We start from the raw sequence: 12378 nt of genomic DNA on the forward strand, positions 1-12378 counted from the left end.
TTTTTTTAGGGTACAAATTTAATTGATTTATTTTTTGGAAACCAACCTTAATTTAACAAATCATCTTCTATTTGAAAACTGTTTAAAAAAGCAACAGTTTTCTCAATATCATAATGTAAAATTCTATCTTCCTTTACAAATGAGACTTCTTCTCTATAAGAACTCAAGAACATTTCAATAAAATCACTCGATTTTAAAGGTCTTCTAAATTCAATTGCCTGAGAAGCATTCATCAATTCAATGGCTAAAATCCGCTCCAAATTATCCATTACACGCAATGCTTTTGTAGCACCATTGGCACCCATACTCACATGATCTTCTTGTCCATTACTTGAGACAATACTATCAACACTTGCCGGTGTTGCTAATTGTTTATTTTGACTTGCAATACTTGCAGCTGTATATTGAGGAATCATTAATCCCGAATTTAATCCTGGATTATCAACTAAAAAAGCAGGTAGATTTCGCAATCCAGATATTAATTGGTACGTTCTTCTCTCAGAAATACTCCCTAATTCAGCCAAAGCAATTGCCATAAAGTCTAATGCTAATGCCAAAGGCTGACCATGAAAGTTTCCTCCTGATATAATTTGGTCACTTTCGATAAATATATTTGGGTTGTCTGTAACGGAATTAATCTCTGTTTTAAACACTTTTTTCACATAATCCATCGCATCTTTTGATGCACCATGAACCTGAGGAATACATCTAAAAGAATACGGATCTTGAACATGAGTTTTTTCTTGCTCAATAATTTCGCTTCCTTCTAAAAAGTCTTTCACGCGATTTGCCGTTACTATTTGTCCTTTATGAGGACGAATAAAATGAATTAACTCATTAAAGGGTTCTATTCTACCATCAAACCCTTCCAAAGACATTGCTCCAATTAAATCGGCCAAATACGAAAACTTATTCGCTTTCATTAAAATGTGAGCACCATAAGCACTCATAAATTGTGTACCATTTAATAAAGCCAGTCCTTCTTTGGATTTCAAAACGATGGGCTCCCAATTGAAACGTTCCATGATTACTTTGGAAGACACTTTATTTCCTTCAAAATAAACTTCTCCTTCTCCCAATAATGGCAAAGATAAATGAGCTAAAGGTGCTAAATCTCCAGAAGCTCCTAATGAACCTTGCGTATAAATTACTGGTAATATGTCATTATTATAAAAAGCGACCAATCGCTCTACTGTTTGCAATTGTATCCCTGAATGTCCATAACTCAACGATTGAATTTTAAGTAACAGCATTAGCTTAACAATCGCTGTTGGCACTTCTTCACCTGTACCGCACGAATGCGATTTTACTAGGTTTTCTTGCAATTTTGATAAGTTTTCATTTGAAATTTTTACATTACAAAGAGAACCAAAACCAGTATTAATTCCATAAATAGGTTCCGAATGGGAAGCCATTTTTTTATCTAGATAATCTCTACACTTTTGAATATTAACTTTTGCTTCTTCTGAAAGTTCTATCGATTTATGTTGTGCTATAATTTCTTGAACTATTTCTAGGGAAAGTATCTCGGTACTTATGTAATGTGTATTATCCATTTCGTATTGAATTTTGAGTAGCCAAAATTCAATAAATCAATATTAAAAAGCAACATATATTGCTAATAATTTAAAATACTTATCAAAACATACCTGCATTATAAATTTACCCCATAATTTACTCACAAAACCATTATAAATAAGCACTAAAACTAAAAAGCACACCCTTTTTTGCATTCAAAAAATGAAAAATGAATCAATAGAGTGGCTTATTCTTTAGCTTATACAAGCAAAAAACACCTGTTTGAATGGTTTCAAATAAAAAAAACAACAAAAAAACTACTCAAATTCTTTCCTACTTAAAAAAAAATCAACAATAGTTACAATAAAAAGCCTTTATAATAAGGAATACATAATCAGAGGTGAATAATATCCTTATTTTTGAAATATTCGCAAAAACGGAATAAAGGTTTTTCATTTTTATAAAAAACTGTATTTTTGTCACATCATAATGAACAATAACAGAACTACATATCATTCTTCGATAACAACTCAAAACAGAGTTGCCATTTCTGTTACTTCTACTTTTACTACAACAACTACTACCCCTTAGGGGTATACATTTTACATATAATCCAATTTTATATTTTTCTTTTTTAAGAAAGAAAGGTATTGGATGTATAAAAGACATTGCATTTTTTTAAATTAAAACAAATAAAATGAAAGTATTAAAATTTGGCGGAACTTCGGTTGCCAATGCACAAAATATAAAACTAGTCCTAGACATAGTCCAAAAACAAGCAAAACAAGATCAATTAATCGTAGTCGTATCTGCACTAAGTAAAGTAACTGATTTACTTCAGTTGGCTTCCCAAAAAGCAGCTGCAAATGATGAAGGATACAAAGAAATAGTTGCTGAAATTGAGAAAAAACACTTAGATACATTAAAAGAATTTATTCCAGTAAGCGAGCAAAGTAGTTTGTTGAGCCATATTAAAAGAATCATCAACCATCTTGAAACATTATTGGATGGCTGTTACCTTTTAGGAGAACTTTCTGCTAGAACAGCTGATACTATTTTAAGTTTTGGTGAATTATTGTCTTCTTATATTATTGCAGAAGCTTTAAAACAAAATCTAAAAAACAGCAGTTACAAAGACAGTCGCGAGTTGATTAAAACCAATACTAATTTTGGAAAAGCAGCAGTAAATTTTGAAATAACAAATCAATTAATTGTTGATTATTTTGCTTCTAATGAAAGTCAAGTAGTGGTTATGCCTGGATTTATTGCTTCGTCTGTCGATGGAATCATTACTACTTTAGGTCGTGGTGGATCCGATTATACTGCAGCAATTTTAGCTGGAGCATTAGACGTAACTGATTTAGAAATTTGGACAGATGTAAACGGAATGTTTACTGCCAACCCTAAAATTGTAAAGCAAGCGCAACCTATCGCAACAATTTCGTACCAAGAAGCAATGGAATTGTCACATTTTGGTGCCAAAGTATTATATCCCCCAACAATTCAACCTGTTTTAAGAAAAAATATTCCTATTCATATCAAGAATACTTTTGAGCCAGATGCGGAAGGAACATATATATCCAATAATGCTACTGCAAATGGAAATCCAGTAAAAGGAATCAGCCACATTGATAACATCACTTTAATCACACTGGAAGGACCTGGAATGATTGGTGTATTAGGATCTTCAAAAAGATTGTTTGAAGTTTTATCACAGGCCAATGTGAATGTTATTTTTATAACTCAAGCCTCATCAGAGCATTCTATTTGTATCGGAATTTTAAATTCAGATGCTAATGCTGCAGAAGAAGCCATCAATAAAGCTTTTGAAATCGAAATTTTACAAAACAAAATCGAACCTTGTATTGTAGAAAAAAACTTATGCATTATTGCTTTAGTGGGTGAGAACATGAAAAACCACCAAGGACTAAGCGGTAAAATGTTTAGTACTTTAGGAAAAAACAATGTAAACATTCGTGCGATTGCTCAAGGTGCTTCTGAAAGAAACATATCGGCAGTAATTAATGAAAGAGATGTTAAAAAAGCCTTGAATACGCTTCATGAACGCTTTTTTGAAGACAACACTAAACAACTAAACCTTTTTGTTATGGGTGTTGGAAATGTAGGCGAAAAATTCATCGATCAAATCAGCCAACAAAAGAAGTTCCTAAAAGATAACTTAAAAATAAACCTAAGAGTTATTGCTTTGGCCAATTCTAGAAAAATGCTTTTTGATGAAGATGGAATTGATCTAAAATCATGGCAAACACTTTTGGACAATGGAGAAAAAGCAGACCAACAATTGTTCATTGAGCAAGTAAAAAACCTCAATTTACGCAACAGTATTTTTGTAGATATTACAGCAAATGCAAGCGTTTCTGAAACTTATGCACACTATTTAAGAGAGAGTGTTGCCGTAGTAACTTGTAATAAAATAGCATGTTCATCAGCGTTTGACAATTATAAAAGTCTAAAAAGTTTATCTCGTAGATACAATGCTCCTTTCTTGTTTGAAACGAATGTTGGTGCAGGATTACCGATCATTGACACGGTTAAAAACTTAGTTGCATCGGGTGATAAAGTAAATAAAATACAAGCAGTTTTATCTGGAAGTTTGAATTTTATCTTTAATAATTTTGATTCCAATAATTCTTTTCATGATGTGGTAAAAGAAGCAGGTGTGCAAGGATTTACGGAGCCAGACCCAAAGATTGATTTGAGCGGAATTGATGTTGCTAGAAAGATCTTGATTTTAATTCGAGAAAGCGGTTATAAAATGGAAATTGAAGAAATTGAAAACAAATCTTTCCTTCCAATCGAATGCATGGAAACAGCAAATAATGAAGAATTCTTTAAATCCCTTACACAATATGCTAGCCATTTTGAAGGAATTTTGGCGGAAGCCAATGCCAAAGAAAGCCGCTTAAAATTTGTTGCTCAGTTTGAAGATGGAAAAGCAAGCGTAGGTTTGCAATTCATCCCAAAAGACCATCCATTTTACAACTTAGAAGGAAAAGATAATATCGTATTGTTCTACACTGATCGTTATGTAGACCAACCTTTATTGATAAAAGGTGCTGGTGCTGGTGCTGCGGTTACTGCTTCGGGAATTTTTGCCGATGTAATTAGGATAGGGAATGTTTAAAAATTAGTTTCAAGTTTAAAGTTTCAAGTTAAATCTTTATTTCAAAGCACTTTTTTAACCTGAAACTTTAAACTTGAAACCTGAAACAAAAAATCATGAATGAAATAAAAATATTTTGCCCCGCTACAATTGCCAATCTATCTTGTGGATTTGATGTCCTAGGATTGTGTTTAGACAATGTGGGTGACGAAATGGTTATTCGAAAATCAGATCAAAAAGGAATACGCATCACTAAATTAGTAGGTGCCGACTTGCCTCTTGAAACCGAAAAGAACGTTGCTGGAGTTGCCGCTTTGGCGATGCTAGAAGCCTTAGATTCGGATGCAGGATTTGAAATCGAAATTTACAAAAACATCAAAGCCGGAAGCGGAATTGGAAGTAGTGCTGCCAGTTCGGCAGGAGCGGTTTTTGGAATTAATGAATTGCTAGGAAGACCTTTTGAAATCAAAGATTTGGTTCCATTTGCCATGCAAGGCGAAAAACTAGCTTGCGGAAACGCTCATGCTGATAATGTGGCTCCTGCTCTATTGGGTGGTTTTACATTAGTGCGCAGTTACGCGCCGCTGGATATAATCAAAATCGAAAGTCCGTCAGAGTTATACGCTACAGTGGTTCACCCACAAATTGAGTTAAAAACATCGGATGCACGCTCGGTATTGAAACAAACTGTTTCCCTAAAAAGCGCCATTATGCAATGGGGAAATGTAGGTGGATTAATCGCTGGTTTGTATACCAAAGATTACGATTTAATAGGTCGCTCATTACATGACGAAATTGTGGAACCGTTGCGCTCTGTATTGATTCCGGGATTTGATTTAATCAAACAAACTGCCTTAGAAAATGGTGCTTTGGGTTCTGGGATATCAGGTTCTGGTCCTTCTATTTTTGCTTTAAGCAAAGGAGAAGCTACCGCAAATAAAATTGCAAAAGCCATGAGTGCTGTTTATGACGAAATGAAATTACCGTACGAGATTCATGTTTCAAAAGTGAATCCTGATGGTGTGAGAATAATATAATATTAAATAAAAATTTAAGGTTTTTGATTAACTATTTTTGATTTTAGAAGTAACTACTGTTGCGAGAAAATCATAAATCTAAAATCGTTAATCTCCAATCAAAAATCATTTTTACCAATGAAATACTACAGTTTAAACCATAACGCCCCAAAAGTTTCTTTTCAAGAAGCCGTAATACAAGGATTAGCAAGCGACAAAGGATTGTATTTTCCAGAAACGATAACGCCTTTACCGCAAGATTTTTTTGATACTATCGAAAATCTTAGCAATGAAGAAATAGCCTTTCTAGCGATTCGTCAATTTGTAGGGGATGAAATTCCAGAAACCAAACTAAAAGAAATTATTGCCGAAACCCTTTGCTTTGATTTCCCAGTAGTAGCAGTCGAAACAGGAATCTATTCCTTAGAATTGTTTCATGGACCTACAATGGCTTTCAAGGATGTTGGTGCGCGATTTATGTCCCGTTGTTTGGGGTATTTTAACAAAGATAAAAAAGACAGTAAAAATACGGTTCTAGTAGCGACCTCAGGAGATACAGGTGGTGCTGTAGCTAGCGGTTTCCTAGGTGTAAATGGCGTTGAAGTGATTATCTTGTATCCATCAGGGAAAGTGAGCGACATTCAAGAGCGTCAATTGACCACTTTGGGACAAAACATAAAAGCACTTGAAGTAGATGGAGTATTTGATGATTGCCAGGATATGGTAAAAAAAGCGTTCTTAGATGAGAGTTTAAAACACCACAACTTGACCTCAGCGAATTCGATTAATATCGCGCGTTGGTTGCCACAAATGTTTTATTTCTTCTTTGCTTATAAAGCCTTAAAAAGCCAAAACAAACCGTTGGTTTTTTCTTGTCCTAGTGGAAACTTTGGGAATATATGCGCTGGAATTATCGCCAAAAAAATGGGATTACCTGTAGCGCATTTTGTTGCCTCAACTAATGTGAATGATACGGTACCTCGTTTCTTAGAAAACGGAATCTACGATCCTAAACCTTCTAAAGCAACGATTTCGAATGCGATGGATGTTGGGAATCCAAGTAATTTTGTTCGAATTCAGGAAATGTATCAAAACGATTTGGAGCAGTTCAAAAAAGATTTCTCTTCGTTTACGTTCTCAGATGAAGATACTATAGAAGCCATGAAAACCATTTACAATACCGATGGTTATATTGCAGAACCGCATGGAGCTGTAGGTTATTTAGGATTGAAAAAAGAATTACAAAACCATAGTAATGCACTTGGGATTTTCTTAGAAACGGCCCACCCAATCAAGTTTTTAGATACGGTGGAACCAACATTAAATGTAAAATTACCTATTCCTGCACAAATTGAAAGTGTGTTAGGAAAAGAGAAAGTAAGTACTAAAATAAAAACCTACGAGCAATTCAAAGCATTTTTAGGATAACACTTAAAACAGCTATTATATACAAACGACCGCGAAGTGATTCTCATTCGTTTTTTTATGGACTAACCTGACTGATTATTATTTTAAAATTGGAGTAGTTTAGATAAAATTCTTTTTTTAATCCAAAATAATTTCTAATAATTTGATTATTTTGAATTATTTTATTTTCGAATAGTAAAAAAAGAACAATAAAGGTCAAAAGACTTATTTACTGGAGCTGGTGGTATTAACTTTGTGCTTTGCTTTTAAAGAATTATATTTATTAAAAAAAATATGACAAATATTAAAGAATTAGGTAGATTCCAAATTAGATCAAAAATTGCATATAATTGGATTGAAACAAAAGATGCTTTTATTACAGATAATTTACAAATTTATTATAACGAAAATTTTAACAATTGGAGATTAAAAGATACTACACTCCCATCATCAACGGATCTTACAATTATTATAATACCTTTGAAAAACGAGGAAATTAGAAGAATAAAACAATTTATATAAGAAATTATAATGCTCTTTGAAGTGTACCCCACTCGTGAGCACAAAAATAGAATGATAATTAAATAACAACGCAACTGCGTAAGGGATTGCGGCGGTATCCTTTATTTTTTTTCTTTAAAAAAATAAAGATAAAGCCAAAAGCCCGACCCCAAAGTAGCAGTTTCATTCTTTTTAAAATTAACTTTCTGCTTTGGGGTTACGCCCAAAATGTACTTGGAAAAAAGTGTTACAATTTGTTAAAATCAAACTTTTGGCCGCCAATGGAGTATTTGTACATGAGTCCGCCTTTTTGCATGGTGAATACCATCACGCCATTAGTATATTTTACATTTGCGGAAGTGCCTGCCGTTACCGCAACGGCCGAGGCTTGGGCCGCAAACTCCCTAAAACTTACCCCTTAATAATCAAGAAGTACTCATTGCACGAGCGAAACCAACAGTATCGCGATACATTTGAGGAGAGACAGCTGCATTGTTTTTAAAGAAACGACTAAAATAATGTTCGTCGTCATAGCCTAACTCATATGCGATTTCTTTTACTGCTTTATTAGATAAATACAATTCTCTTTTGGCTTCGATAATAATTCGTTCCGATATTAGAACAGTTAGGGTTTTATTGAAATGGTTCTTGGTAATTTTGGCTAATGCTTTTGGTGTGATGTGCAACAAATCGGCGTAATCACTTGCAGAATGTTTAGTTCTGAAATGCAATTCGATATAATTTTTTAAATTTTGAAGGATAAACGGTTCTTTAGTATCTGGCGCTTCCTTTGGCTCTTGAATTCCCTGCTGGTCTTTTAATCGGGAGGCCGTGATGAGCAAAATTTTTAGGTACGAAATCAACAGTTCGTACTGTGCCAAAGCTGGATTTTGCATTTCTATTTTTATCTGATCTATTACCATACTCAGCGTATTTGAAGCAGATTCATCAATCAATACAAACGGTGGTTCGTATATGTTATTGAACAAAATACCGTTACAAGCTACTTCGGCTTGATGTTTATGAATGCAAAAAAAGTCTGGATGAAAATGCAACACTACACCTTCCATTTTTTCATGGGTAGACAACATAAAAGGTTGATAGGGTGCAAAAGCTAATAATGAATTTGCTGAAAAATCATATTCAGAGAAGTCTACTTTTACTCTGCCACTCCCCTTTTTAATCCAAATCAATGAATAATAATTAAGTCGTTGCAAGTGATCAAAAGAGCTGTTGTCTTCAAAAGTGAAAATTTTGAAAGCCAAATTCCCATTTTGAGGATTGATTAATGTAAAAGTAGCGTCGTCTAGCATCGTATTCTTTTTTTGTAAATTTAATTAAAACCCTGCTTCTTTCAATTTGGCGGCAAGCAATTTATTTTCTTCTTCCAGTTTGTTTATATACGCTTGCTGTGGTTGTAAGGCAATTTGAATTTCGTCTGCCGTAAAGCGAGCTGTAATATGTTGCGGGCAATTCCAATCATAAGCTTCAATATGAAAGACCATTATCCGCTCTCCACGAAATTTATAATCGCCTAAATCGAGTGTAGTGTAAAACTCAGGATTGTCTTTGAGTGCTACAATTTCAGTTTTAGCATAGATTTTCAGCCGTGCTTTTGCTGGATAATCCATCAAGATCAATGATACATTAGCATTGTCTACCAGATTTCCCACCGTTATATACTGTTTATTACCTGAGAAATCAATACATGCAATACGATCTTTATCCAGCACTTTTAAAAACCCTTTTGGACCACCACGGTGTTGAATGTACGGATAATTATTAGTGCCTATCGAAGCCATATAAAAACTATCCCGATTGGCAATAAATGCCATTTCGTTATGTGTCAATCCATCGACCTCGTTTAATTTTTCCATTCGTTCATAGCTATTGCGGCTACCATGAGCCTCTTGTAATGCTTTCACTGCATCAGTAAAAGCAATTTTATGGAAATGCAGTGCCATATCGATTATCTAAACTTTCGGTTTTTTTCTTCGATAGGTAAATCGTTGATGCTCGCAAAACGTTTGCGCATTAAACCATTTTCGTCAAATTCCCAATTTTCGTTACCATACGCTCGAAACCATTGCCCTTCAATGTTATGGTATTCGTACTCAAAACGAACTGCCATACGGTTTTCACGAAAACCCCACAATTCTTTTTTAAGAGTATAATTTAGCTCTTTCTCCCATTTTTGCTTCAAGAATTCCTTTACAGCTTCCCTGCCATTAATGAACTCAGTACGGTTGCGCCATTCAGTATCAATGGTATATGCTAAGGCAATACGTTCTGGGTCTTGGCTATTCCAAGCATCTTCGGCCAATTGTACTTTTTGTAAGGCAGTTTCCATATTAAAAGGCGGAAGTGGTAATTTCTGTTCCATGGGTTATTATTTTTACGATTATTATTGTTCAAATTTTAGAATATCAAAGTTATCAGATATTGGCAATCCAAAACTTAGATAATGTACGCATATCCATGGACAATTTTCTCATTTAGGGATTTTATTGGAAGCTGCCCATCCTATCAATTTTTTGGATACGGCAGAACCCACTTTAAACGTAAAACTTCCAATTGCTGCACATATTGAAAGTGTGTTAGGAAAAGATTAAGTAAGTACAAAGATTAAGTCGTACGAGCAATTTAAAGCATTTTTAGGAAAACACTTGAAACAGCTATTCTATACAAGCGACTGCGAAGTGATTCTCATTCGTTTTTTTTATCAAGACCATAACGACCTCTATTTAAGTACAATATTAGTTTTTAATAAGAAAAAAACTTAATTTTGAATCTAAAAAAAAAATTTTATTTATAGCATAAAGTCAACCCATCTTTGATGTATTGAGCCATTTTATAGCTAGTATCAACTAGCAAATAAACTCTTGTTTGAATCCAAATTAAAACGAAGAAAATGAATAGAAGGAAATTTATTGAGAAATCAGGAATAATAGGGTTTGCTGTAATTCTACCTGGATCTTATTTATCTACAATTAACAATCCAAAATACAAAATGGGTTATCAACTCTATTCTATACGAGATGAAATGGCTAGAGATCCGTTGAACACCTTAAAGTATTTAAAAAAAATAGGTTATCAAGATTTTGAAGTCTATGGTTTTGATAATGAGAAAGACATGTATTATGGATATAAATCTTTGGAATTTAAGCAAATATTAGATGATTTGAACTTATCTGTTAGTAGTGGTCATTATGGCTTTTCTCCCTATTTAGAAAAATCTGAAGACGAGCTAAAACGTTTTGTTGATCAGTGTATCATTGGAGCGCAAACTTTAAACAGTAAATATATCACTTGGCCATGGATAGCTCCACAACAACGGACCATTGATAACTTCAAGTTGATGTCTGAAAAACTTAATGTTATAGGCGAGCAAGTAACTGATGCGGGACTCGGATTTGCTTACCACAACCATGGTTATGAATTTATAGACCAAGGCGGCGAAAATGGATTTAATATTATTATTAATGAGACAGACTCATCTCTAGTTAAACTACAGATGGATATGTATTGGGTAATGCATTCCTCCAAATACACTCCCAAAGAATTGGTACAAAATCAACCAGGTAGATATACCATGTGGCATATAAAGGACATGGATAAAGTTACTAAAGATTATACTGAGCTAGGTAACGGTTCTATAAACTATGAAGAAATATTACCCGATGCCAAAAAATCAGGTCTAGAATATTATTATTTAGAACAAGGTGGCAATTTCTTGGACAATTCTATGAAAAGTGCTTCTGATAGTGCTATTTATTTTAAAAAAGAGCTTCAGAAATATTTTTGATTATACATTTATAAAAGTTAGCTGCAAACAAGCTAAATAATTGAATACACATCTCCACAAAGTGTTATCACTGCGCAAATGACTCTGACTTTGCACAGTTTTGATGTATTATTACAAACTAAATAATTATAGGATTCAGGAGACTTTGTGATGCTATGTTTTCATAACTTGCAAACCACTTTTAGCAAGAAAACATTAGATTTCATTTTAAATCGTCACATCACTCTAATAGAAAGATAAAATGAACAATGACTTTGAATACATACAAATCCAACCAGACAAAGCACTATCGGATTATGTAGAAAGTTTTTGGTGCCTTCACAATCGAACAGACAGCAATAAAGAAACTATTGGATTACCCGATGGACGCATTGATTTATCGCTTTTCGAATCGGCTACAACTTCTTTTCGCATCTCACTTCTTGGCGTAGGTACTCAGCGACACGATCATGCCACAATTCCTGCTCATGGATTGCTATTTGCCGTTAGCTTTAAATTACTTGCTGTAGAGTACTTATTTCATGAACCAGTTGCTGACATTCTTAATAGTGGGAAACACTTACCAAACGATTATTGGGATTTCGATTCAGATGATTTGAAAGACTTTGATCGTTTTTGCAAAAAAGCATCAAAAAAAATTTATTCTCTTTTACCTGAAACAATTGATGCACGCAAACAAAAATTATTCGAACTAATTTATCTCACAAATGGAGCTATTACTGTAAAAGAATTTAGCGAAAAAATTGGTTGGAGTAGCCGTCAAATTAATCGGTATTTCAATCATCAATTTGGGCTTTCATTAAATGCCTTTTGTAAAATATTACGATTCAGAGCATCACTAGACCATATTGCTAAAGGGAAACTATTCCCCGAAATGAACTTTGCAGACCAAACTCATTTTATAAAAGAAATCAAAAAATTTGCGGGTGTGGTACCCAAAGAATTATTTAAAAATAAAAACGACCGATTTATACTATTATCAACACTCTCTTCAAAATAATTTTGTA

Annotated in this window: 11 protein-coding genes; 7 read left to right on the forward strand and 4 right to left on the reverse strand. The window is 33.7% G+C overall.

The window, feature by feature from the left end:
• Positions 1–47 precede the first annotated feature (47 nt).
• Entirely contained in the window at positions 48–1556 is a 1509-nt protein-coding gene (hutH, locus tag AB3G33_RS14295; RefSeq protein WP_367770745.1) for a histidine ammonia-lyase, read from the reverse strand.
• A gap of 659 nt (positions 1557–2215) precedes the next feature.
• On the opposite strand from hutH, the gene thrA reads away from it, so the two are divergent.
• The 5 genes from thrA (at position 2216) to AB3G33_RS14320 (ending at position 7988) form a co-directional block, all read left to right on the forward strand.
• The gene (gene thrA / locus AB3G33_RS14300) at positions 2216–4663 is read left to right on the forward strand and encodes a bifunctional aspartate kinase/homoserine dehydrogenase I (RefSeq protein WP_367770748.1); all 2448 of its coding nucleotides are present in this window, start codon (positions 2216–2218) and stop codon (positions 4661–4663) included.
• 95 nt (positions 4664–4758) lie between these two features.
• Positions 4759–5679, forward strand: coding sequence for a homoserine kinase (locus tag AB3G33_RS14305; RefSeq protein WP_367753929.1), 921 nt, complete (start codon positions 4759–4761; stop codon positions 5677–5679).
• Between the two features lie 117 nt (positions 5680–5796).
• A complete protein-coding gene (gene thrC / locus AB3G33_RS14310) occupies positions 5797–7086 on the forward strand; it encodes a threonine synthase (RefSeq protein ID WP_367770751.1) in 1290 nt (429 codons plus the stop codon).
• A gap of 273 nt (positions 7087–7359) precedes the next feature.
• Positions 7360–7587 carry a hypothetical protein gene (locus AB3G33_RS14315; protein WP_367770754.1) on the forward strand — a complete coding sequence of 76 codons (228 nt, stop codon included), beginning with the start codon at positions 7360–7362 and terminating at the stop codon, positions 7585–7587.
• 233 nt (positions 7588–7820) lie between these two features.
• On the forward strand, positions 7821–7988 hold the full coding sequence (locus tag AB3G33_RS14320) for a hypothetical protein (RefSeq protein ID WP_367770757.1): 168 nt from the start codon (positions 7821–7823) through the stop codon (positions 7986–7988).
• Positions 7989–7991: 3 nt separating this feature from the next.
• On the opposite strand, the gene AB3G33_RS14325 is transcribed toward AB3G33_RS14320, so the two are convergent.
• Genes AB3G33_RS14325 through AB3G33_RS14335 form a run of 3 tightly spaced genes read right to left on the reverse strand, consistent with a single transcriptional unit; the run spans position 7992 to position 9949 of the window.
• Positions 7992–8879 carry a helix-turn-helix domain-containing protein gene (locus tag AB3G33_RS14325; protein ID WP_367770760.1) on the reverse strand — a complete coding sequence of 296 codons (888 nt, stop codon included), beginning with the start codon at positions 8877–8879 and terminating at the stop codon, positions 7992–7994.
• Between the two features lie 24 nt (positions 8880–8903).
• Positions 8904–9530: a pyridoxamine 5'-phosphate oxidase family protein gene (locus tag AB3G33_RS14330; RefSeq protein WP_367770763.1), complete on the reverse strand. Its 627-nt coding sequence runs from the start codon at positions 9528–9530 to the stop codon at positions 8904–8906.
• Between the two features lie 5 nt (positions 9531–9535).
• Entirely contained in the window at positions 9536–9949 is a 414-nt protein-coding gene (locus tag AB3G33_RS14335; protein WP_367770766.1) for a DUF1348 family protein, read from the reverse strand.
• Between the two features lie 528 nt (positions 9950–10477).
• On the opposite strand from AB3G33_RS14335, the gene AB3G33_RS14340 reads away from it, so the two are divergent.
• Entirely contained in the window at positions 10478–11371 is an 894-nt protein-coding gene (locus AB3G33_RS14340) for a sugar phosphate isomerase/epimerase family protein (protein WP_367770768.1), read from the forward strand.
• 241 nt (positions 11372–11612) lie between these two features.
• Positions 11613–12371: a helix-turn-helix domain-containing protein gene (locus AB3G33_RS14345; RefSeq protein WP_367770770.1), complete on the forward strand. Its 759-nt coding sequence runs from the start codon at positions 11613–11615 to the stop codon at positions 12369–12371.
• Positions 12372–12378: the final 7 nt, after the last annotated feature.

This window comes from Flavobacterium sp. WC2421, assembly GCF_040822115.1.
Taxonomy (GTDB): domain Bacteria; phylum Bacteroidota; class Bacteroidia; order Flavobacteriales; family Flavobacteriaceae; genus Flavobacterium.